Source organism: Bacillus sp. hwrm1 (assembly GCF_040207805.1).
In the GTDB taxonomy this organism is placed as follows: domain Bacteria; phylum Bacillota; class Bacilli; order Bacillales; family Bacillaceae; genus Bacillus; species Bacillus velezensis.
On the sequence record NZ_CP157943.1, the window covers coordinates 2,729,722 to 2,753,196 of the forward strand.

The window sequence follows — 23,475 nt, forward strand, 5'->3', positions numbered from 1 at the left end:
TTGCTTTCAGCTCTACCGCTAGAATAAGTAAACAGAAAAAAATCGTCAACCGCATAATTCGACATTTTGCGGATTCTGTATGAAATATTATTTTGTGTAACGATTGGCATAACTGAATGCTGTGCAGGAATCGGGCTTGATTTTCGCTTCAATGCCCATCGAGGTAATGCGGCCGGTCATTTCTTGTATCAATTCTTTTGTCAGCCCTTTTTGACCGATATCCAGATGCACTTCAAATGAAAGATCCGCCCCTTCATCCGTAAAAGGCAAGAGCAAATCTGTCAGTTCCATAAGACGGCCGTCGAGGATATGCGCAGCCATCTCCTGGCTGAATGCGGTTTCCAGCGAAATTTTTTCGCGAAGGCTATGTATCGGTCTTGCAAGATCATGATTTTTCAAACAGCCCCAAGCTCCCTTGCCTGTACGGTGCAAGTGTATAGCCGTAATAAACTTTGTGAAGTCGCGGTAAACTTGTGAATCAGTCCCTACAGACAGCACGTATGCTGAACGGGGGTCTTTATTGACAAAGCGTTTCAGCCGCTCCGTCACGTCTTGAAAGGTCATCTGTGCCTCAGAAAGATTATAAAACAGAAAAGAATCAGCCATGTACGGACACTCCTCTTTCCAGAGTCTACAACCAAACGAACAAGCACGTTCCTTTGCATAATTTAATAAAGCTCCGCTTGCGGAAGACCGGAAGCTTGGTCAGCCTGAAAAATCAAATCAAATTACTGAAGGAGCTCAAAAATTTCAATAGAAATCATGTCAATGTTATCAAACGGATATGTGTTAGGTTTTTCACCTTTTTGGAAAACCGTCAGTTCAAACGTTTGATTTTTTTCGAAATATTTAACACTGCAAATTTTTTCGCCGTTAACTTCAAAATAACGCTGCATCGGCTCGTTAGCCGCTTCCGCTGTTTCTTGCAGACTTTGCAGCCGCGTGATGATACCCATTAATTGTGACATTCTAAAAAAAGACTCCTTTCAAAAAACAACTTCAAATCAACAAGTATTTATTATAATACAAGTTCTACAGAGCATCATACCATAAAGTAGACCGGGATGGCATTTTCCCGCTGGATTTTCAAAAAGAAATAAACGGGAAAACCGTGTTTTCGAATAGTTTGAAGCTTTTTTCGGAATGTCATACACCTTTCAAAAATAATTTTTCACTTTTTGAGCCGCCATTATCAAATGTATGTAAGGAGAAGCCCTTTTATGAGGAGATAGCATAAAAAAACTTGGCGGGGGTAGCGCCAAGTTTTTTCGGATCTTGATCTGATAGAGGGGTTGGGGAACAGAGAGTAACTTCTCTCTATAACTAAATGATAATGATTATCAGTATCATTGTCAATCGTTTTTTAAAACTTTTTTCAAATGAACAAAAAAAGCGGCATACAGCAGCCGCTTTAAAGTAACCCGTCCTGTTCATATAAATAAGAGTAAGGCAGATCGATAAATAAATACATATTGTCATCCATCGGGTATGAAAAGGTTCTGATCATCTCACCTGTCTCAATATCACTGTACAGGTCACTGAAAAAGCCTTTTCTTGAATTCCGCATCTTCATGATGTTTTCTAAAAAGTACGGACGCCAGCTCCAGTTTTTCTCCATGTATTCAGGCTGATAAAGCCATTCGCCGGACTGCTTGAACACATTTCCCGTCAGCTGATAGCCTTCTTCATCACACATATAAATTCTGAAGCAGCAGTCGGTCAGGTTTTCCGCCAGTTTTTTAATAAACTCATCGTCCGCCTGATGGGTTTTCTTTAGCTCGGAAACTGCCTGATTGACCCGCTTATAAAAATTCTCAGAGTGTTCATATACCGTTTCCAGCTTCTTTTTTTCTCTCGTAATAAATTGCTGAAACTCCGTTTTCAAGCGTGCTTTTAACAGGCTCCGGTCTATAAAATCCCCGCTCGGCGCCTGCAGATAATAGCCTTGAAAAAATCGGCCTCCGTTTCTCCATGCGTACTGGAGCTGGAAATCAGCTTCTATATCTTCATACAGCAGCGCGGCGCCGATTTTTCTCGCCAGCAATGAAATGCTGTACAGCACATGCTCATATGATGGTGACGGCTGAGATACCTTCAGCGCCTGCAAATCTATTTTCAGAAGGTCCGGTGAAAGGAGCGCGATTCTGTCCAGGTTGCTGCTCTCCTTACCTATATTGTCCACCGCGATTTTAATGCCGTATGTACGATAGTAGGCAAGCATATGGTACAGCTGTTCAATGTCGCCTTCGAAATTGTGCTCGGTGATCTCAAGCACAATACGGTTCAATTCAATGCCCTGCTCTTCGTATTCTTTCAAAAGCTCAAGAAAGCTTTCGCCGTGGTCAAGCATCAATACATTCGCATCCTGATTGATAAAAATCAACAGATCACGGTCAGCTTCTTTAAACCGCTCCAGCGCCTGCCTGATGACTCTGTCATCGACCTCAAGCTTATATTCTTCCGGAATGCCGGAATCTAAGAAAAACGGCCCGAGGCTCTCAATCTCCGCATCTGCCAAAATCCGCCCAAGCACTTCGTAGCCTACGACTCTTTGTTCCTCAGCGTTAAAAATCGCTTGGTAATACGGAATGACATCATCAATATTCGTCAGTATATCAAGTGGGTCCAACATGTTATCACCTGCTTCTCTATCTTTGTCTGATTATACACAATTATATCAGCACCACAAATGTTTAGATTAGGGGAAAAGGAGGCAGTATGGCCGCAGCTTAAAATAAAAGGGGGACATTTTTAAGATCACTCTTCAGACCGGTTAATTAAGGACGTTATTGATTTGTTTCACAATCACAAATAAAAGGATAAATATAAGAGCATTATAACCGGCAGCTGTCCAAAAATAATGGCTCCAATCAGTGCTGTTAAATATCCAATCATCATCATGTTCCAACTGAAAGAAAGTTCCTTTTTTATCTAAAGTGCCAAATGTAAGAGTTGTTAACCCGCCAACACTCTCGGAAACGTCAACTCCATACATTGAACCCGCATGATCAGTATGATGTATTGGCATATACGTATAATCAGATAAAATTGTTTCCGCCAGCTTAGTTGGCAGAGACACATATAATACAGCCGATGTATCGCCTCCGAGCCCACTCAAATACTCCCTGGCTTTAATAAATTTCGTTTCATCAGGAAAATCGATGTGATATAGCTTTTCAAATCTGATTATTTCATCAGATGTAAGATTGGTATTTTGATAATACTCCGGAGTAAAAGCACAAATAATAAAGTACCAAATATTAAAGATGATAACGAAACTGCTTACATAGTACAACGAACCATTTTAATAATTTCTTCAATTAATCGCCCCTTAATCTTTCAAAATTATATCATAATTTTGAATAGAAAATAAAACAAGCGAACGGCGGCTTTAACGTTCGCTTGTTTTGCAAAATAATCAATATATGAAAAATTAAAACGGATAAGGATTCAGCCATTGCCCTCCGTCCATTGTGATACAATCCCCGTTTATATAGGATGCTTCATCAGAAAGCAAAAACGCTGCCAAAGCGGCGATTTCCTCCGGTGTGCCCAATCGGCCGAGCGGCACACTGTTCATCGTGCGGGCCATCGCTTTTTCCGATTCAAACAGCTTCTCCGCACCGCCTGTTCGTTCAATCGGTCCGGGGGCTATCGCGTTTGTGCGGATGCCGTACTTGCTCCCCCACTCAACGGCCAGCGTTCTTGTCAGTGACAATACCCCTGCTTTGGCTGCAGCGGAATGAACGACACCCGCTCCCGCTCCCCATGCGTATGTAGCGGCCATATTTAAGATGACGCCCTTCTGCTCCTGCTCGATCCAATGCCTTGCCGCTGCTTGGCTGCAGAAAAATGTGCCGTTTAAAACAATCTCAATAACAGCTTTCCATCCATTGGGCGTCAGCTTCTCTGCCGGGCAAATAAAGTTGCCGGCCGCATTGTTAATCAGCGCATCAAGCCGGCCAAAGACTTTTTTCGCTTCTGAAATCATGTCTGAAGCGGCGGAATCAGAACGGACATCCATTTGAAAACAGGCGACCTGCCCCTCAAAGGTCTCAATTTCTTTTTTTGTTTCCTCAAGTGCTTCATGGTTCCTCCCTGTCACCATGACGTGCCATCCTAATTCAGCCTGTTTTTTCGCCATTGCTTTTCCCATGCCGCTTGATCCGCCTGTAATGATTACCGCTTTCTTATCCATAACAAACCCACCCCTTTTTATTGAATGAATAATCATTCATAATTTTATCATAGATGTCTTTCCGCGTCATTACATGCTGAGAAGGGATTTTTCAGCCAAGCTGATGATATAATAGAACAACTCTGACAAAGGTTGGTTTTACATATGGAGAAAATGACCAGAAGAACATTTTTAAAAAGAGGATTCGGCATTTTGGGTGCAGCTCTCGCAATGGCTTGCGGAGGTTACGGCTATGCCCGTTATATTGAACCGCGCATGATTGAGATCACCCGGCATACAATCACCAGCCGCCTGATCCCCCGCGGCTTTGACAATTTTAAAATCGTTCAATTCAGCGATACGCATCTCAGTGATGTGTTTACATCCGGTGACTTGAATAAAGCAGCGGAAAAGATCAATCAGCTGAAACCCGATCTGCTCATCTTTACGGGAGATTTAATTGATAAGCCGCATTTATTTAATGATCACCAGCATGCACTCGCCGTGCTGCAAAATCTTGAAGCTCCCTTCGGCAAACTTTGTGTTTACGGAAACCATGACCACGGAGGCTACGGTACGAACACGTACAAGGCTCTGATGGAAGCGGCTGATTTTCAAGTGTTTCGAAACGGCTACCGTCAGGTGCAGCTGACAGATGGAAGCCGGATTGAATTCGCGTTTTTGGATGATGTAATGCTCGGAAAACCCGATTATGAAGGCACCCTGTCACGCCTTTCCGAAGATGCGTTTTCCATTTTAATCGTCCACGAGCCTGATGCCGCTCTCAAGATAGGCGGATATCCCGTAAACCTCCAGCTGTCGGGACACACTCACGGCGGCCAGGTCCAGTTCCCGTTTTTCGGCCCTCTCATTACGCCTCCTTACGGAAAAACGTATACCGACGGCATGTATACACTGCATGACACAGCCGTTTACGTCAATCGCGGGCTCGGTACGACAAGACTGCCGTATCGATTTTTAGCCAGACCGGAAATCACGCTGTTCACATTGAAAACCGAGCAAAAATAAGACTTTTATCCTGATGCACAGACACCCCCTCCGTAATATGTATATGGAAAAGAGCAAAAAGGAGGGTGATGAAACTGCTGACATATCAAGTGAAACAAGGAGAAACCATCTCAAGCATTGCGCAAGACTTCAGAATAAGCACTGCTGCTCTCCTTCAGGCAAATCCCTCAATCCAATCGGTCATATACGCGGGACAGCATATTATCATACCGAATCTTCCCGACCCATCCACCATTCCCTACTCCATCATCGTGTATATCGGAGCGAAGAAACTGGAGTTATACCGCCTTGGCAGGCTCATCCGTACGTACCCCATCGCAGTCGGAAAAATATTGACGACCACGCCGACCGGAGAATTTTACATCGTGAACCGCCAGCCTAAGCCCGGCGGCCCGTTCGGCGCTTATTGGCTCAGCCTCTCTAAAATTCATTACGGCATTCACGGAACAAATAATCCTTCCTCCATCGGCAAAGCGGTATCAAAAGGATGCATCCGGATGTATAATCAGGACGTCACTGAACTTGCCGCTACCGTTCCTAATGGAACAAGGGTGACTATTATAAGATAGAAAGATCTTATTTGTTAATGGAACGAGCTGATGATAATATATTACAGTGGGACCTTTAGGGTAAGGAGCGTGTTTATGGATATATTTAAAAATCGCAATTTTGTCCGTCTCTTTTTCGCAGCACTCGCTTCTCAAATGGGAACGACTGTAGGTAATATGGCTTTCGCTTTTTACTTGCTGGACCATTTTTCAAACCAGCCGGCATACACGACTTTGGCTGAGCTGATGTATTCACTGCCGACAGTTTTCGTATTTCTGATTGTCGGTGTCGCAGCTGACCGGCTTGACAGGAAAAAGGTCGCAGAGAATTGTGACTGGATCAGAGCCGGACTGACGATCGTATTGTTTGCCGCATTATACACCGGGAGCATCCCTCTCGTATTCTGTATTTTGTTCATCAGAAGCGCCGTGACCAAGTTCTTTTTCCCGGCGGAAGCCAGCCTTGTACAAGCTATTCTGCCTAAGGAGCATTACGCGAAAGCGGCGGGACTTAACCAGATCCTGTTCAGCATCTTCATGGTATTCGGCGTAGGTATAGGCGCGTTTATGTATAAAACGATCGGTATTCACGGAGCCATCATCCTTGATTTTGTCAGCTTTATTGTATCAGGCTTTCTGATCCGCGCGTGCCGCATTCCGAAAGAAGCCCGTCAGCCGAACGGCCCTTTTAAATGGGGAGATTCGTTTCTGAAAGACTCGGTCGCTGATTTTAAGGAAGGGATCGTATATATTGTTAAAAACAAATTGCTTGCTTCCCTTATTTTCGGCTTTTTTATCTTTGGTTTTGTCAACGGCGGCTTTGCCGTACTGCCGATGTTTACGATGAAATACGGACTTGCGCCTGATCATTACGAATCACATACTTCCATCTTCACCGTCGCACTCGGCTTCGGCCTGCTTGCAGGAAGTGTGATCGGAACGATGATCGCAAAAAAAGTCAAACCGCATCATTTGATGTCGATTCCTATTTTGGCAGCCGGACTGCTCATTTTTGTCCTCGGCTATACGGATAAGCTGTGGATTTATTATGCGGCGGCTTTCGTCCTCGGCATGTGCATCGGCCCTGTCAATATCGCCATCGGCGGCTGGATGCCGAAAATCGTTCATCCGAAAATAATGGGCCGGGTCAGCGGCTGGCAGGATCCTTTTATGATGTTTGCCCAATCGATTACACTCGGACTGGTTGCCCTGTTGTTTCCGAAATTCGTTACCAATATTGATTACCTTTATTACGGCATGGGAATCGTGATTTTAGCGGTATTTGTGTTCTATTTTATCGCTCTTCCGAAATACAGCGCCGAGGCAGCAGAGATCGATGTGCAGCAATCATTAAAGGCTGATTCTGAAAAACATGCGAAACCTGTCTAATAAAGGAAAAAGATGCGCCCTTTTCATCAGAAAAAGGCGTATTTTTATAATCAATATTTGCATTTCAACGCTAAAAAAGTATAATCTATATATGAACTTGATCAATGCAAAGGAGAGAAATAATGGACGACCACGCTTATTCGAAAGAGCTGCAGCCAACCATCGAGAATCTTTCAAAAGCTGTTTATACTGTGAACCGCCATGCAAAAACCGCCCCCAACCCTAAATACCTTTATCTGCTGAAAAAACGGGCATTACAAAAGCTTGTGAAAGAAGGCAAAGGGAAAAAAATAGGGCTTCACTTTTCAAATAATCCCAGGTTTAGCCAACAGCAGTCAGACGTACTTATCTCTATCGGAGACTACTATTTTCACATGCCTCCAACAAAAGAAGACTTCCAGCATCTTCCGCATTTAGGTACGTTAAATCAATCGTACCGCAATCCTAAAGCACAAATGTCTTTGACAAAAGCGAAAAACGTATTGCAAAAATATGTGGGCTTAAAGGAAAAACCGCTTGCCGCCAACAGGCAGCAGCCCGCTTATCATAAACCCGTATTTAAAAAACTTGGTGAGAGTTATTTTTAATTCCGCCGCAAAAAAAGCCGATGCGTCATGCATCGGCTTTTTCTATTCAATCACGTACGTATCCACTTTTTTAATGAGCTCGCTGATTTCAGGCTTGCTGATCTGTTCATCTGCTCCGACTACTTCGCCCCGGTGGCGCAGGTCGTCCGTAATCAGGGACGAGAAAATCATAATCGGCACATCAGAGCTTTGCGGGTTATCCTTAAGGAGCTTCGTCAAACGATGCCCGTCCATTTTCGGCATTTCAATGTCACTGATAATCATGTCAATATGGTCTGACAGGTTTGCTCCGTTATCCGTCAGTTCCACGACGTAATCATACGCTTCTTTTCCGTTTTCAAACGTAACGATTTCACTGTACCCCGCCTCAGTCAGCTCATCCGTCAAAAGACGCATCAGAAGCGGAGAATCTTCAACGATGATCAGTTTTTTACCCGCCCGTCTTTCATCAAATCCTTCCTGATGGACATGATAAGTCTCAACTCCGGATGCCGATTCAATATCATAAATGATCTTTTCATAATCAGGCAGAAAGATCATCGTGTCTTCCAGTTTGATGATTCCCGTTAAATGCCGCTCCATGCCCTGGTTCAAGGAAGTCGGCTTTTCAATCGCCTCCCAGGACACCCTGTGGATTTGTGAAACGGAACCGACGTGAAAGACGATTTTCCGCTTGTTGAATTCCGTTACGATATATTTATCGTCTTTTGCTCCTTCGGCATCAACGCCGAAAAAGGTATACAGACTGATGACGGGAAGAATTTCGCCTCTCAGCTTAATCATCCCTTCTACGTCTTTATGAGACTGAGGCACAGATGTGACATCTACCGGCTGAATGATTTCCCGGACTTTCATCACATTTATGCCAAATGTATTGACGCCTACTTCAAATTTGACGATTTCTAATTCGTTTGTGCCTGAATCCAATAAAATATCGTATTGTTGTAAAGACAATTCAATCCCTCGCTATCCGCATTCAGTATTGTACTGTATATATCGGCTGGAAACGGAAAAAGTGAATGTATTCGGTCCAACTGGCCATGAACTCTTTATAAAAAGATGCTTTTTTCTGATATCCCATTGACTTTTTGACATCGAGTGGTAAAATAGTCAAGGATTTTTCAGGAAGAAGGGTGTAATAAATGGGTACAGTAGTCATATTCGACCAAGATCAAATGACGGTGTTAGAAGATATCAGCAAAACGGCTTACCTGCAAATGAAAAAAGAGGCGAAAGAGCGTCCCGACAAGCCCGCTCCATACATCTTATGGCGGGAAGACGTCAGCTTTGAATACGGGTATTAATGACATTCGCCACATATCACAATAGATAGATCATGATACAATGAAGACAATCATTTCAGCTGGTTGTCTTATTTTTTTCTGAAAGAAGGTATGTTTTCACATATCGGACATATACTCGGGATAGTTCAATAAAAAGATGACAAATGCTCAGCTAGTGGTAAAATAGGATAAACTCAATATATAGTATAAGGTGATGAATTATGGAACATTTGCTTAATCCGAATGTAAAAGAAATTGAAATTTCAGGAATTCGCAAATTCTCAAATCTTGTAGCTCAGCACGACAATGTCATTTCGCTTACGATCGGTCAGCCGGATTTCTTCACGCCGCACCATGTCAAAGCGGCTGCCAAAAAGGCAATCGACGAGAACGCAACGGCATATACTCCGAATGCGGGCGGCCTTGAGCTGAGACAGGCCGTACAGCTTTATATGAAGAAAAAAGCTGATTTGAATTATGAAGCTGAAACTGAAATCATCGTCACAACCGGGGCAAGCCAAGCGATTGACGCGTCTTTGCGGACGATTTTATCTCCGGGCGATGAAGTTATTCTCCCCGGACCGATATATCCGGGCTACGAACCGATCATCCGCATGTCGGGCGCCGTTCCGGTCCATGTGGATACGACGACACACGGATTTAAGCTGACGGCGCGGCTCATTGAAGAATCGCTGACACCAAAAACAAAATGCGTCATTCTTCCTTATCCGTCAAACCCGACCGGAGTGACATTGTCTGAGGAAGAGCTGCAAAACATCGCAGCCGTCCTGAAGGGCAGAAATGTTTTTGTCCTGTCTGATGAGATTTACAGCGAATTAACCTATGACAGACCGCATTATTCGATTGCGTCTTATTTGAGAGACCAGACGATCGTCATCAACGGCCTGTCAAAATCGCACAGCATGACGGGCTGGAGAATCGGTTTCATTTTCGCACCGAAAGAAATTGCCAAGCACATCTTAAAAGTTCACCAATACAGTGTGACATGCGCGTCTTCAATCTCTCAGAAAGCGGCTCTTGAAGCGGTGACAAACGGTGTTGATGATGCGCTTATTATGAGAGAACAGTATAAAAAGCGGCTTGACTATGTATATGACCGTCTTGTTTCAATGGGGCTTGACGTCGTAAAGCCGTCAGGCGCATTTTATATCTTCCCTTCCATTAAGTCATTCGGAATGTCATCGTTTGATTTTAGTATGGCTCTTTTAGAGGATGCAGGTGTGGCTCTTGTGCCCGGCAGCTCGTTTTCAAAGTTGGGTGAAGGGTATGTGAGGCTGTCATTCGCATATTCACTGGATACATTGAGAGAAGGCTTGGACCGGCTGGAAGCATTTATTTTAAAAACGAGAGAATCCATACAGACTATTTAAACAACGGCATAACGCCGTTGTTTTTTATTGTTTCGGGAATGTAATATGAAAGGCCGTGCCTCTGTCCGGTTTGCTGTCTACTTGGATAGCTCCCTGGTGGTTTTTAATAAGGTTGAATGTGACCATCAGCCCCAGGCCGGTTCCTTTTTCTTTCGTTGTCAAAAACGGTTCGCCTATTCGTTTCAGCACGTTTTCCGGTATCCCGTCACCCTCGTCTTTCACCGTCACATTAACGGAATACTCATCTTCTGTCATGATGATGTGAACCGTTCCCCCATCCGGCATCGACTCAACGGCATTTTTAATCAGATTGATAAACACCTGTTTCAGCTGATTTTGATCACCGTTAATATACATGCTGTCATGTTCGTAATCCGTTTTGATAAAAATCCCTTTAAGATTTGCCTGCGTCTCTAAAAGAGCGGTCACTTCACTTATAATTTTCTTTAAGTTTACACGCTCTTTCACGGCGTTTTGCTGAGGTTTGGCAAGCATTAAAAGCTCACTTAAAATTAATTCGATTCTGCTCAGTTCAGAAAACACAATTTCAAAGTAATGTTCGTTTTCCTCCATCGTCGGCTTCATGAGCTGTAAAAATCCTTTGATCGCCGTCAGCGGATTGCGGATTTCGTGAGCGATTCCCGCCGCCAGCTGCCCTGCGATAGACAGCTTCTCCGACTTCAGCATTAATTCCTCCGTCTGCTTCCGCTCAGAAATGTCACGCAGAATGACCTGCACGGCCGTTTCTCCGAAAAACGTCGTCGGAATGCAGACCATTTCCGTGTAGATCAGCCGGTTTTTAAAGGTAAACCACGATTGCTTAATAATTTCTGACTCGGTCTTTCGGTTGATAATATTTTGGATCCGCTGTTTCACGCCGTCATGATCACAGGGATGAAGCTGATCATAGACGTTTTTCCCGATTAAATCTTCATATGTTTCAGCCTCAAACAGCGAAATGCCCGACTCATTCATGAATACCCATTTATCATTGTGAATCACGGCGATCGTGTCAATTGAATTCTGAATGAGGAGCTGATAACGTTCTCTGCTTTTTTGCAGAATCGTTTGGAATTTTTTCCGTGAAGAAATATCAATCAGAAGCAGCAATTCCGCCCGCTGATTTTTATATGTCGTCGGTGCCGCCTTTACTTCTAAATGAACGGGCGTGCCGTCGAGCCTTCTCCACGTCTGTTCGATCATTCCGACTTCCATTCCTTTTTGCATCCGCACAATTCGGTTTTTCACAATGTCGTGGTACTCTTCTTCAATAAACTCATAAGAGCGCCTGCCGATTACCTCGTCTTTGCTGTCGGCTCCCAGCATGGCAAGCATCGCGTTGTTGGCGTAGGCGATTGTGCCGTTGATGCTGACATATAAAGGATTCGGCAGCATTTCGACAAGACGCTCGAATTCGCCGTTTCCAGCCGCATCTTCCGACTGTTGTTCTGCCTTTTGCTTCTTTTGTTCATACATATAAGGCCGGCGGGGCGTCTTCTCCTCAAGCACCTTGATTTTGAGGATGATTTCCCGATCCGTCCCCTCCATTTGCGGTGTGACAATTTCCACACCCGCTTCAAGCCATACGATGGTATGATCTTTTTTAATAAGACGAAAGGTGCAAGGCATCAAATGATGCTCATTATAGAAGTAACTTTCAACCAAAAATTGATCTTCTTCATGCAGGAACGTTTTGAGAAATGACCCAATCATCTCTTCCTGAGAATAACTGAAGTACGATTTGCAGTTTGCAGAAATATACATAATACGCCCGTTAGACGTCAAAACGGCATGAAGATCGGTTTTCGATTGAAACTGTTTGACATGCTGAGTATCCTGTTCCACAGAATCCCTCCTTTGCATTATACTCGCACTGCAGGCTGGACACGGACTGATATAAAAAGAAATTCCACTAGATTGATTCGCTAAAAAATGAGCATTCTCCTTCTATTCTTATTGTGAACGTCAATTTTCCTGAATGAAAGAAAGGGCGCACGAGATGTTCGGCCGCCCTTTCATTTGTTATTTTTTATTGTATTTCTTTTCAAGTTCTTTGTAAGCGTCAATTGCTCCCTTGGCAATGTTTTTGCTTACATGATCTTTATCATTTCGAACAGACGGAACGACGACGCTGAATGCCACTCTTGGATGTTCTGACGGATAATAGCCGACAAAGGTCAGGTTATACGTGTACTTCCCCCACCAGTTTTTGTTCGTGCCGTAATAGTGCGTCTCCGCGGTTCCCGTTTTTCCGGAAACATCAGCGCCGGAACCTTGGAATGTTGAATAAGCCGTTCCTTGAGGTGAGCTTGTGACCAATTTCATTCCTTTATGAACCTGATCAAAATCGCTCGGACTGTTATTTACTTTGTTCAAAATTTTAATATCTCGCTGTTCAATCGCTTTTCCAATCTTGTTTTTGCTGTCCGGTTCATGAATGCTTGTGACGATCCGCGGCTGGACGCGATACCCGCCGTTTGCGATGGCTGAAATATATTGAGCCATTTGAAGCGGCGTATACGTATCAAACTGTCCGATCGCAAAATCCAGCAGTAATCCCCCGACCAATTGCGGATTTGACTGCATGCCTGCTGATTCCTGAGGAAGATCAATCCCGGTCTTCACACCCAAACCGAATTGGGCGTAGTAGTTGCGCATTTTTTTAATATCGTCTAATCCGGCAGGCAGCGTACCGTGCGGGACGTAAGTAATGCCGGCGATATGCATGGCCACATGAAACATATATACGTTTGAACTTCTTTGCAGCGCAGTCAGCTCAGTAATGGCTCCCATTTGTGTCCACGATTGTTTTTTCGTGTCGCCTTTAAATACAAGCGGTGCATCGACAAACGTTTTATAATGCGGGAGGCCGCTTTGGTAACCCGCGAGAACAGTCGCTCCTTTAACAGAAGAGCCCATCTCATATTGGGTCGTAAATGCTCCGATCGCAAAATCCTGTGTTTTATTTGTTTCGAGATCGATGCGTTTCCCCGCCATTGAGAGAATATCCCCGTTGTTCGGGTCCATCATGACGGCAAATCCTCTGTCAACCATAAAGTTGCCTGCGGCGCGGCTTCTTCTCAGCTCTTTTTCAATTACTTTTTCGACTTTCGACTGTAATTCCATATCGAGCGAGAGCTGAAGATCGTAGCCTCTGCTGCCTTCATCGACGGGCTTTTGGCTGACGACCTCACCTTTGCTGTTTTCCACATACTCTACTTTTTCTTTATGCGCGTTTAAATAGTCTTCATATTGATATTCGATGTAGCTTTTTCCCACTCGGTCATTCAGTGAATAGCCTCTTGTGACATAGTAATCTTTCCGTTCGCCCAACAATCCCTGTTCCGGTGTCGTCACACCGCCGAACAGAGAGTAAAGCGTTTTGTCATACGGATATTTACGCGTCCAGTCATTGATCACGTCAATGCCGGGGAGCTCTTTCAGGTGCTCGGATACGACGGAAACTTCTTCATATGTCAGGTCGCTTTTTGGTTTTTGCTTGTTGTTTTCATGCTCGTCAAGCAGTGAACCGCTGTTTCCGTTTCCGTTCAGCTTATTCGGGTCCATTGATTTGACGACTTGCGGCTGATAGGCGTTGCCGCTTGAAAAACGCGTATAAATCGCCGCGATTTCCAGCTCTTTTTTATTTTGTTTGATCGCATCAATCTCCTGCTTCGGGACGCGTTCAATCTGGCGTTTGTATACTTCTTGGGATTTCAGGCTGTTTTCTGAATCCTTCATAAGCTTTTCCGCCTTCTTCGGATGTGCGGCAAGCCAGTAATCAATGATATTTCGATCCTTCATAAATTCAGTATCAATATGAATCAGTGCGGCGAGATTTTTTGCCGTTTTCAATTTGTCCTTTGCCGAGGTTTTTGAGGTAGAAACGTATACAATTTCAGGCACAGCCTGGTTATCAACCGCCACTCTGTTCCGCTTGTCATACATCTTTCCCCGCGGTGTCGGATAATAGGCGGTTTTTGCATTTGCCTTCTCCGCATCCTGGCGGTGTTTATCCCCTTCGACAATCTGGACGATGCCAAGTTTAAAAATCAGTGCCGTAAAGAGAAGAAAAACAATCAAAAAATAGAGATTCATTCTCAGCGCTCTGTAACGTTTCGTTTTTTTCTTTGGTTCACGCGCGACTTCAGCCACTTTCTGTTACACCTCTCAAATCATTGAATATATTTACATAAACAGATTTTAATTGTAACATTTTTGTAAAAGTTGTTACAGCGAAAACGGGTAAAAAAAACTGTCAAGATCAAATTATCTTAAAATATATCTAACACTTCAAATAATTTGAAGAGATGTAACGGATTTTAAAAAATAAATACAGATCGTTTTTCCCGGTATAGAGCCATTTTTCTGCGCTCAATTACAATTATGACAAACGTTTGTTGTCAAAGGAAATGGCTGCCTGCATTATGACAAAAAAGCTGTGATAAGATTTTTCATGTAGAAAAAAACAACTTCTCTGGGAGGCTATAAACTTATGAAAAAAGCATTTCTCTTATCTGCCGCCGCGGCAGTCAGTTTGATTACATTCGGAGGCATTCAGCAGGCATCTGCCAAAGAGCTGTCATGCCAGCACGTCGTTACCGTGAAAAAAGGAAACACTGTACAGCATCTGACTCTTCAAGAGGCTGTTGAAAAACTACATATGAAAACGAGCGTGAAACAGCTGAACGTTAAAAATGAGAAAGAACTGAAACAGCAGCTGCAAAAACACGCCAAGCATTCTGATATGACAGTTAAAGACGTTCAAAAAGAAACACCGGCAAAAACGGCACCGGCAGCTGCCGAAAAACCGAAAGCCGATCAAAACCAGCAAAACCAGGCTGCTGACAATGCAAAGCAGACAGATAACACAAACAACAGCAGCGAGAAAACTCCTTCTTCTGTCAGTGCGTACGAAAAGAAAGTCGTTGAATTGACAAATGCAGAGAGACAAAAGCAAGGCTTAAAACCTCTGCAGATTGATGATAAACTAAGCAAATCAGCTCACGCAAAATCACAAGATATGAAAGACAAAAACTATTTCGATCACCAAAGCCCTACTTACGGCTCACCTTTCGATATGATGAAATCTTTCGGAATCACTTATAAAACCGCCGGTGAAAATATCGCCAAAGGCCAGCCGACTCCTGAAGCTGTCGTTAAATCTTGGATGAACAGTGAAGGCCACAGAAAGAACATCATGAATCCTGAGTTCACTCAAATCGGTGTCGGTTACGTAGAATCAGGAAACATCTGGACACAGCAATTTATCGGAAAATAAATAAAAAAGTGGCTGAAACGGTGCAAAAAGTGCTCAAAACCCGTGAACCCGGTGACGGCAAAATCTTAATTTACGAAGTTCCCAATACAATCAGCATCCGTACGGGCGAAGAAGGGCCTGACACTTTATAAATTTATAAACATTTTAAGCTCCCGGCACATAAGTGCTGGGAGCTTTTTTGTAAAATCTTAAACGTGATGATTAAATTGGTTTTGTTAGCCTTTGCTTCTTTAGCAATACTTTATTTAATAAAAAGTAGAATTTACCTATTTTTATGTTGAATAATTTTTCAAAATTTAGTAATATATTGAATGGATTTCTAAATAAATGGAGAAAGGAAGTTTCAATTGAAAAAAATTGTAATGACACTATTCACAGTTGCTCTTTTGACATTCGGGGTTTTCTCAAACAGTTCAGAAGCGTTAGCCATGACTTCAAAAGGAGCAATTAAATTCCAAACAGATGCTAATACTTACTCAAAACACGCTACTTCTATTGTCGTAACAGGTACTGTGCCTTCAAAATATGAGGTAAACTGGGGTGTTACAGTTTTTCTTGAAAATAAAAAAGGAGATATAGTCAAATATATAGTTGTTAATAGACATAATGTTCGCAATTTTAAAGTAAGCTTTTTGACGAAAAATATTCCAGCAGGCAAGTATGATGTGCAAGTAGCATTGACCTGGGGAACTCAAACCCATATAGGAGAACTGAAACACTATATTACTGTACAACATTAAAATTTATATTGCTAACAAATGGATTTAACGTTGATTTTATCTGGAATTCTCAAAAAACAACATGTAATGATAAAATCTCTGGATCGAGGATGTTTTCGTAAATCTCTTGGATTTTTTACGATACATCCTCTTTTATTTTTCAGTTTTGCTAGAAAGCGAATCTGTAGAGTTTCGGATGCCGAATTATTAGGTTTTAATTGCGGGAATACGAACTCGATTTATTGCTATGTATATTTGGGTTACTCGAATTCATAGTTTGAATCATACATGATACATCCTACTGTTGGAAAGTTGTATTAATCCTAATAATTATTCGGAAATCCCCCTTTAGATTTATAATAGACAGTCTGCATCAAACAAACGAGGGGGATTTTCCAAATTATTCACAGTAGAGCATTATAAATGGATGCACGTTAATACATTATCCTGCCAAGTTCCTGTCTTCATTAAAGGCTCTAAGAATACAAGGTTTGCAGATCATTGTTTACAAAACACCATCAACAATACCGTAAAGCCATCGCTTCCTCAGCATCCATAAAATAGTCGCGTTCGGGCAATCTTTTTTATTTCACCCAAAGCTTATAAATACTTTGAGTTCCGCTGTTTTCTTCACCTTGCGCGGAAAGCTTGTCGTATAATGATTTGGCGAGCGCCAATCCGGGCATCTCTTCTCCCATGAGCTCCGCTTCTTCAAGGGCGATTCCCATGTCTTTAATAAAGTGTTTCACGTAGAATCCGGGCGCAAAATCGCCTTTCAGCATACGGGGAGCGAGATTTGACAGTGACCAGCTGCCAGCCGCTCCGGTTGTAATGCTTTTCAGCACTTGTTCCGGGTTCAGACCGGATTTTTCAGCGTAAGCCATCGCTTCAGCCACTCCGACCATTCCCGCTGCAATCGCGATCTGATTGCACATTTTCGTATGCTGGCCGCTGCCGGCCGGCCCTTGATACTGAATGTTTTCCCCCATAACGGAGAAAAGCGGCAGGCATGCTTCAAACGCTTCTTTTTCTCCTCCGGCCATAATGGCAAGCGTTCCGTTCCTGGCGCCGATGTCTCCGCCGGAAACGGGTGCATCCAAGGCGAGAATGGACTTTTCTTTGGCCTGCTCCGCAATCTTTTTCGCCAGAGACGGTTTTGATGTCGTCATATCAATGACAAACGCCCCTTCTTTTGCGTGCCGGAGAATGCCGTTTTCGCCGAGATAGATGTCCTCGACATCACTCGGATAGCCGACCATGGTAATAATAATGTCAGCTTTCTCTGAAAGGTCTTTGACCGTCTCCTGCCAAACCGCTCCCTTATTCAGGATCTCTTCCGCTTTTTGTTTCGTACGCGTGTAGACTAAAACAGGATAGCCCGCTTCTAAAATGTGCGATGCCATACTGTTTCCCATGACGCCTAAACCGATAAATCCGACCGTTTTGTTCACTGCGCTTTCCTCCCCTGATGCGATTCAGAATATCATTCTTTCATGTCTATATTACCATATAATAGGCTGATAGAGTCCGCGTTACAAGGTGAATTTAGAAATGGCGCTGATGAGATCTTCGCTTGCGCTCTTTAGCATATCAGTCGATTGCTTTACTTTTTCAAGCGTAACGAGCTGTTCATCAGTAGAAGCATTCACTTCTTCCGCCGCTGCCGCAGATTCTTGAGAAATGGCGGAGATGCTTTGAATCGCTTCTTGAATCGCGGCTTGTTCTTCACTCATTTTTTGAATGTCATTGTAAATATGATCTATACCTTGAACGAGAGACTGCATTTCCGTCGTAATCAGATTGAGAACCTCACCCGTTTCATGAATGGCGCTGTTTTGTTCATCATTCATTCTGCTTGCCTCAATCATCGCGTGTGACGCTTCTTTTGTCTCAGATTGAATCAGACGGACCGTCTCACTGATATGGCCGGAAGAAAGAGCTGATTGTTCAGCAAGCTTGCGGACTTCTTCCGCGACGACGGCAAAGCCCCGTCCGCTTTCTCCCGCTCTTGCGGCTTCTATGCTCGCATTCAGCGCCAAGAGATTCGTCTGGTCTGAAATAGCGGATATTGCCGTCACGACTTCTTCTATGTTTTTCGTTTGTTCTTCCAGGTCATTCAGCATTGCCTCTACTTTTTTCGTTTCTGAATTGGCTTCGTTTGACTTCATCAGAAGCTGCCCGAGCGCGTCCAATCCTTTGTAGCTGGCATCCTCTGAAGATTTTGAGAGTTGTTTTATGCTGCCTGCGCGATCTGCGATTCCTTTTATTTTGACCGAGAGATTTTCTGATTTTTCATTGATCGTCTCAACCTCTGACGCTTGCTCTGTCGCTCCGGCGGCGACTTCCTCTATCGCTTTTGCGATTTGTCCGCTCGTTTCATTTGTTTCTTGTGAAATGACGGTTAGCTGGTCAGATGTATCAGACACATTTTCTGAGGAGGCCTTAACCTGTTCGACCATCTCTTTCATATTTTCAACCATTTGGTTAAAGTCTTTTGTTAACTCGCCTACTTCATCTTTTGATTTCGTCCGGGCGCGGACGGTTAAATCTCCCGCTGAGACCGAATTTGTTTTCGCGATCAGCTGCTGAATCGGCCCGGTTATCGTTTTTGCAAGGAAATAGCTGAGTCCGATCGTAATCACAAGGGCGATCAGTGACATAAAAATGCTCACCGTGTTCATTTTGTCGGCTACTCCCATCAGCTGATCTTTTTCAAACTGCGTTCCGACTTTCCACCCTGTTTCTTTTACCGTTTGGTAGACGACCATGTTCCCCTGCAGCTCTTTGATGCCTTCTTTATCCGTAGTGATGTCTTTTAACGTCTGATCTTCCGAAATATTTTTTCCCTGTTTTTCCGGATGCGCCAGAAGAGAGCCGTTTTCATCCGCCAAAAACGCAAATCCTTTATACGGTACCTTTTGCTCGTTGACCATGCTCTGAATGGAGGACAGTTTCAGATCTAAGCTCGCCACTCCGACGACGGTTCCGCTGTTTTGAATGGCTTTTGACGCCGTCACGATCATGTCTCCCGTCACTGCATCTTTATAAGGGTCAGTCCAGACAACCTTATCGGGTTTTTCGGCCGCCATCTTATACCACGTTCTATTTGTCGGATTATAGTCTTTGGCAAAATCGGCCTTTGGATATGTAAACATTTGTTTGTTTGCGGTTCCGACATACGCAAGCGCGACATATTTGTCATTCTGTCCGATCTGTTTTAACTCATCGTTAAAAAGCCGCGCGGTTTCTTTGTTCCCATCTGATAAAAAAGACCGGGACAATTCACCGCCTGCTAATCTCATTAATACGGTCTCATCATTTTTCAGCTGAAGCTCAATGTTCTGACCGAGTGAATTGGTGACATTCTCTGTCGTACGTTTTGCTTCCTCCGTCATCATCGGCTTTAATGTCAAATATGAAGAAACCGTTAAAAAAACAACCGTTACGATAAGCATTGCCGATACAAACACAGCAATTTTGATGTGCATTTTTTTAAACATAACCATCCCCTCCTGAGAGTTATATCGGTCTTTCGGCCAAGAAAATGAATAAACCTTGAAATAAATATCAAAAATTTCCGCCATTTGGCGCAGCAAAAAAAGAGCCGTCGTACCGACAGCTCCGCCTTACGTAAAATATTCGATTTTCGCTTTCGGGAAATAGGTTTCGATATAAGATTCCAGTGTTTCCCTTAAAGTATGCTCTTCGTCTTTTTGGTATATATACTTGCCGATTCCGTAGCGACCCCATTTGTATCTGCGCTTTTCTTCATCAAGCTCAAGCTTTGTTTTCGGATAGTTCTTCTCAATCACCCGTTTGGCCGGTTTTGTAAAACGGTGCTGGATCAGTTCAAATGTGATGTCATGCCGAACGTCTTCATCAAGCGCCGCATCAAGTTTCTCAAACAGTTCCTTATAGCCTTCCTCCCAGCCATCGTGAATATAAATCGGCGCCACGATGAAACCGAGCGGATAGCCCGCTTTAGCGACTTTAACGGCGGCTTCTATCCGTTTGTCGAGCGGAGAAGTTCCCGGTTCAAAGTTTTTAATGACATAATCCGCATTGATGCTGAATCTGAACCTAGTCTTTCCGTTATGTTTTGCATCAAGCAAATGATCGACGTGGTGAAATTTAGTCACGAATCTGAGCTGTCCCAATTCGCTTTGTCCGAAATGTTCAATGGCTCTTTTTAATGTATGTGTCAGATGATCGATTCCTACGATATCAGACGTACAAGAGGCTTCAAATCTTGTAAATTCCGGCGCCCGTTCTTTCATATACTCATCAGCCTGATCCAGAATCTCTTCCACATTGACATATGTCCGAATGTAGGGCTTTGACCCCATCGTCGTCTGCAGGTAGCAATAGTGGCAATGCCCCATACAGCCCGTCGCAAATGGAATGGCATATTCGGCGGACGGCTTTGAAGAATCGAATTTCAGTGTTTTCCGGACGCCGATTACCAATGTTGATTTCGCGTTCCGGTATTGCTGCAAGTGATTTTTTCCCGGAATATTCCGGACTTGATTATGCGATGTCGTTTCTCTGATCTCAAGCCCCATGGTTTCAAACTTATTCTTCAGCTCTTGTCCTAACGGGTATTCGAGCGCTCTCGGTTCAATATAAACAAGCTGGGGCACAAACGGCTTCAGCATAGACAGACACTCCCTTTACATATTCTCATGTTGTTACTTTCCGTTTAAAAGAGAGTGAATATGCGTTGTAAACATTTCCTTTGATCAATGATACCGGTCTTCTTCAAAAAGCTCGCTGTAAAGTGCTTCCGCTTCCTCATATGTCGAAAAGACCGCGTCATCTTCGGCCAGCGGATGATAGGTTTCGTATAAAAACAGAGACAATTCTCCCTCATGATACGGGTGATGGACGATCTCCGCCTCTTTAATATGGGCAACATTGGCGGCATGCGGATTGCGGTAAATCACATAGACCGTATCCCCCGCTGCAAATGATTTTGTCATGATAATCCCTCCTGTTGAAAGTTATTGTTCCCCCCTTTTTTCCGAATATGAAAAAAACCAGACGGCTTACACCGTCTGGCTTTTGTATTACTTATTGAATGTTTCTTTAACGAATGCGACAACCTCTTCTGTCGTGCTCATAGACAAGATTGTTTCTTTGAATGATTCAGCTTCTTTTTTAGAAAGCTTGCTGATCTGCGTTCTTGCCGGAAGGATGGATGTAGCGCTCATCGAGAACTCATCTAAGCCTAAGCCGAGAAGAATCGGAATCGCAATTTCGTCTCCCGCCATTTCTCCGCACATGCCGACCCATTTGCCCTCTTTGTGAGCGGCTTCAATAACAAGGGTGATCAGACGGAGAATCGCCGGATTGTATGGCTGATACAGATAAGCTACGCGCTCGTTCATGCGGTCAGCAGCCATCGTGTATTGGATCAAGTCATTTGTTCCGATACTGAAGAAGTCAACTTCTGCGGCAAACTGATCTGCGATAACGGCTGTAGACGGAATCTCTACCATCATACCGACTTCAATATCGTCAGAAACCGCTACGCCGGCTTCGACGAGTTTTTCTTTTTCTTCGAGAAGAATCGCTTTCGCCTGTTTAAACTCGTTTACTGTCGCAATCATCGGGAACATGATTTTTAAGTTTCCGTATGTACTTGCACGAAGCAGCGCACGAAGCTGAGTTCTGAAGATTTCTTGCTCTTCAAGGCAAAGGCGGATGGCTCTGTAGCCTAAGAACGGGTTCATTTCTTTAGGGAGCTGCAGGTAAGGAAGCTCTTTGTCGCCGCCGATATCCAATGTCCGCACGACAACTGATTTTCCTTCCATACGCTCAAGAACCGTTTTATAAGCGTCAAACTGCTCGTCTTCCGTCGGAAGCTGGTCGCGTCCCATGTAAAGGAATTCCGTACGGTAAAGCCCTACAGCTTCTCCTCCGTTTTCAAGAACGCCTTTTACATCGTCAGGTGTGCCGATATTTGCGGCAAGCTCTACATGATGGCCGTCTTTAGAAACAGTCGGTTCATTGACGAGCTTCGCCCACTCAGCTTTTTGCGCCAGGTAAGCACTGTGCTTTTCTTCATATTTCTTTAACGTTTCACTGGAAGGATCGATGATCACATCACCATCGATGCCGTCTACGATTACCGTAACACCGTTTTCAATTGTCCCTGTAGCCGCTTTTGTGCCGACGACAGCCGGAATTTCAAGCGAACGGGCCATGATCGCGGAGTGTGAAGTGCGTCCGCCGATATCAGTTGTAAAACCTTTTACAAACTGACGGTTTAATTGCGCCGTATCAGACGGTGTCAAATCTTCAGCCACGATAACAACCTCTTCTGAGATCATGCTCGGGTTCGGAATTTCCACGCCCAGCAGGTGCCCCGTCACACGTTTTGTTACGTCACGGATATCCGCCGCACGCTCTTTCATGTATTCGTTATCCATTGATTCAAACATAGTAACGAACATGGAAGCTGTTTCTTTCAAAGCGAATTCAGCATTGACTGAATCTGTGCTGATTTTCTCCTTTACCGGGTTCAACAGCTCAGGATCACTCAGAACTAAAAGGTGCGCGGAGAAAATGTCAGCTTTGTCTTGTCCCAGTTCTTTTAAAGCATGCTCTTTAATTTTTTCAAGCTCTTCTTTAGAACGTACAATCGCTTCATCAAAACGGCTTACTTCAGCCGCAGCATCAGCAATGTTTTTCTTTTCAACCGTTAAGTCCGGCTCTTCAAGCCGGTATGCTTTCGCAATCGCAATTCCGGCTGAAGCGCCTATTCCTTTTAATTCTTGCATTACTCGCCGAGTCCTTCGCTTTTCATTGTTTCTTCTAAAGCGTTAAGAGCATCGTTTTCGTCAGCGCCTGAAGCGGAAATTGTGATTTCAGCGCCTTTAGCGATACCTAGAGACATAACGCCCATGATTGACTTAAGGTTTACTGTTTTGCCGTTATATTCTAAGTTTACGTCAGCATCGTATTTGCTTGCAGTCTGTACAAGAACTGTCGCAGGACGAGCGTGGATTCCGGAATCTGCTGTTACTTTAAATGTTTTTTGTGCCATGATTATCATTCTCCTTTAAATTA

20 protein-coding genes and 3 pseudogenes are annotated in these 23,475 nt (G+C 43.7%); 9 read left to right on the top strand and 14 right to left on the bottom strand.

Annotated elements, in window-relative coordinates; genetic code table 11:
• Positions 1 to 87: 87 nt before the first annotated feature.
• From ABK447_RS13500 to fadH, 5 genes and pseudogenes are all read right to left on the bottom strand, one after another.
• Complete coding sequence (locus ABK447_RS13500; protein WP_007409617.1) at positions 88 to 606, bottom strand: ribonuclease H-like YkuK family protein; 519 nt, start codon at positions 604 to 606, stop codon at positions 88 to 90.
• Positions 607 to 728: 122 nt separating this feature from the next.
• Positions 729 to 968 carry a YkuJ family protein gene (locus ABK447_RS13505; RefSeq protein ID WP_003154613.1) on the bottom strand — a complete coding sequence of 80 codons (240 nt, stop codon included), beginning with the start codon at positions 966 to 968 and terminating at the stop codon, positions 729 to 731.
• 443 nt (positions 969 to 1,411) lie between these two features.
• The gene (locus tag ABK447_RS13510; RefSeq protein WP_007409615.1) at positions 1,412 to 2,632 is read right to left on the bottom strand and encodes an EAL-associated domain-containing protein; all 1,221 of its coding nucleotides are present in this window, start codon (positions 2,630 to 2,632) and stop codon (positions 1,412 to 1,414) included.
• A gap of 141 nt (positions 2,633 to 2,773) precedes the next feature.
• Positions 2,774 to 3,320: pseudogene (locus ABK447_RS13515) on the bottom strand (hypothetical protein).
• Between the two features lie 113 nt (positions 3,321 to 3,433).
• Positions 3,434 to 4,198, bottom strand: a complete 765-nt coding sequence (gene fadH / locus ABK447_RS13520) for a 2,4-dienoyl-CoA reductase (RefSeq protein WP_038463789.1) — start codon at positions 4,196 to 4,198, stop codon at positions 3,434 to 3,436.
• Positions 4,199 to 4,342: 144 nt separating this feature from the next.
• Here fadH and ABK447_RS13525 point away from each other — a divergent pair, with 144 nt between their 5' ends.
• The 4 genes from ABK447_RS13525 to ABK447_RS13540 all read left to right on the top strand — a co-directional run bounded on the left by ABK447_RS13525 (position 4,343) and on the right by ABK447_RS13540 (position 7,730).
• Positions 4,343 to 5,206: a metallophosphoesterase gene (locus ABK447_RS13525; protein WP_038463786.1), complete on the top strand. Its 864-nt coding sequence runs from the start codon at positions 4,343 to 4,345 to the stop codon at positions 5,204 to 5,206.
• Between the two features lie 74 nt (positions 5,207 to 5,280).
• Positions 5,281 to 5,775 (top strand): L,D-transpeptidase family protein, encoded by a 495-nt coding sequence (locus tag ABK447_RS13530; protein WP_088462390.1) that lies wholly within the window; start codon positions 5,281 to 5,283, stop codon positions 5,773 to 5,775.
• A 75-nt stretch (positions 5,776 to 5,850) separates the two neighbouring features.
• A complete protein-coding gene (locus ABK447_RS13535) occupies positions 5,851 to 7,143 on the top strand; it encodes an MFS transporter (protein ID WP_015239757.1) in 1,293 nt (430 codons plus the stop codon).
• A gap of 122 nt (positions 7,144 to 7,265) precedes the next feature.
• A complete protein-coding gene (locus ABK447_RS13540; protein WP_003154622.1) occupies positions 7,266 to 7,730 on the top strand; it encodes a YkyB family protein in 465 nt (154 codons plus the stop codon).
• A gap of 42 nt (positions 7,731 to 7,772) precedes the next feature.
• On the opposite strand, the gene cheV is transcribed toward ABK447_RS13540, so the two are convergent.
• A complete protein-coding gene (gene cheV / locus ABK447_RS13545; RefSeq protein ID WP_007409609.1) occupies positions 7,773 to 8,684 on the bottom strand; it encodes a chemotaxis protein CheV in 912 nt (303 codons plus the stop codon).
• 188 nt (positions 8,685 to 8,872) lie between these two features.
• On the opposite strand from cheV, the gene ABK447_RS13550 reads away from it, so the two are divergent.
• The gene (locus ABK447_RS13550) at positions 8,873 to 9,034 is read left to right on the top strand and encodes a hypothetical protein (protein ID WP_007409608.1); all 162 of its coding nucleotides are present in this window, start codon (positions 8,873 to 8,875) and stop codon (positions 9,032 to 9,034) included.
• A gap of 200 nt (positions 9,035 to 9,234) precedes the next feature.
• Positions 9,235 to 10,448: pseudogene (locus ABK447_RS13555) on the top strand (aminotransferase A).
• On the opposite strand, the gene ABK447_RS13560 reads toward ABK447_RS13555, so the two are convergent.
• On the bottom strand, positions 10,429 to 12,249 hold the full coding sequence (locus ABK447_RS13560) for a PAS domain-containing protein (protein ID WP_023356869.1): 1,821 nt from the start codon (positions 12,247 to 12,249) through the stop codon (positions 10,429 to 10,431). The pseudogene ABK447_RS13555 and the gene ABK447_RS13560 sit on opposite strands and share 20 nt — an antisense overlap.
• Positions 12,250 to 12,426: 177 nt before the next feature.
• A complete protein-coding gene (locus tag ABK447_RS13565; RefSeq protein ID WP_124934919.1) occupies positions 12,427 to 14,559 on the bottom strand; it encodes a penicillin-binding protein 2 in 2,133 nt (710 codons plus the stop codon).
• A gap of 340 nt (positions 14,560 to 14,899) precedes the next feature.
• Here ABK447_RS13565 and ABK447_RS13570 point away from each other — a divergent pair, with 340 nt between their 5' ends.
• The 3 genes and pseudogenes from ABK447_RS13570 (at position 14,900) to ABK447_RS13580 (ending at position 16,425) form a co-directional block, all read left to right on the top strand.
• Positions 14,900 to 15,685 (top strand): CAP domain-containing protein, encoded by a 786-nt coding sequence (locus tag ABK447_RS13570; RefSeq protein WP_167860098.1) that lies wholly within the window; start codon positions 14,900 to 14,902, stop codon positions 15,683 to 15,685.
• A 5-nt stretch (positions 15,686 to 15,690) separates the two neighbouring features.
• Positions 15,691 to 15,816, top strand: a pseudogene (locus tag ABK447_RS13575) (P-II family nitrogen regulator); the annotation flags it as partial.
• A gap of 216 nt (positions 15,817 to 16,032) precedes the next feature.
• The gene (locus tag ABK447_RS13580; RefSeq protein ID WP_167860097.1) at positions 16,033 to 16,425 is read left to right on the top strand and encodes a hypothetical protein; all 393 of its coding nucleotides are present in this window, start codon (positions 16,033 to 16,035) and stop codon (positions 16,423 to 16,425) included.
• A gap of 563 nt (positions 16,426 to 16,988) precedes the next feature.
• On the opposite strand, the gene ABK447_RS13585 is transcribed toward ABK447_RS13580, so the two are convergent.
• The 6 genes from ABK447_RS13585 to ABK447_RS13610 form a co-directional block, all read right to left on the bottom strand.
• Positions 16,989 to 17,855 carry an NAD(P)-dependent oxidoreductase gene (locus tag ABK447_RS13585; protein ID WP_167860096.1) on the bottom strand — a complete coding sequence of 289 codons (867 nt, stop codon included), beginning with the start codon at positions 17,853 to 17,855 and terminating at the stop codon, positions 16,989 to 16,991.
• Between the two features lie 81 nt (positions 17,856 to 17,936).
• A complete protein-coding gene (locus tag ABK447_RS13590; RefSeq protein WP_167860095.1) occupies positions 17,937 to 19,904 on the bottom strand; it encodes a methyl-accepting chemotaxis protein in 1,968 nt (655 codons plus the stop codon).
• Between the two features lie 126 nt (positions 19,905 to 20,030).
• Complete coding sequence (splB, locus tag ABK447_RS13595) at positions 20,031 to 21,059, bottom strand: spore photoproduct lyase (protein ID WP_167860094.1); 1,029 nt, start codon at positions 21,057 to 21,059, stop codon at positions 20,031 to 20,033.
• Positions 21,060 to 21,143: 84 nt separating this feature from the next.
• Positions 21,144 to 21,383, bottom strand: coding sequence for a transcriptional regulator SplA domain-containing protein (locus ABK447_RS13600; RefSeq protein WP_003154646.1), 240 nt, complete (start codon positions 21,381 to 21,383; stop codon positions 21,144 to 21,146).
• Positions 21,384 to 21,470: 87 nt separating this feature from the next.
• On the bottom strand, positions 21,471 to 23,186 hold the full coding sequence (gene ptsP / locus ABK447_RS13605; protein ID WP_015417356.1) for a phosphoenolpyruvate--protein phosphotransferase: 1,716 nt from the start codon (positions 23,184 to 23,186) through the stop codon (positions 21,471 to 21,473).
• Positions 23,186 to 23,452: a phosphocarrier protein HPr gene (locus tag ABK447_RS13610; protein WP_003154654.1), complete on the bottom strand. Its 267-nt coding sequence runs from the start codon at positions 23,450 to 23,452 to the stop codon at positions 23,186 to 23,188. The genes ptsP and ABK447_RS13610 overlap by 1 nt, the downstream gene beginning before the upstream one ends.
• Positions 23,453 to 23,475 lie beyond the last annotated feature (23 nt).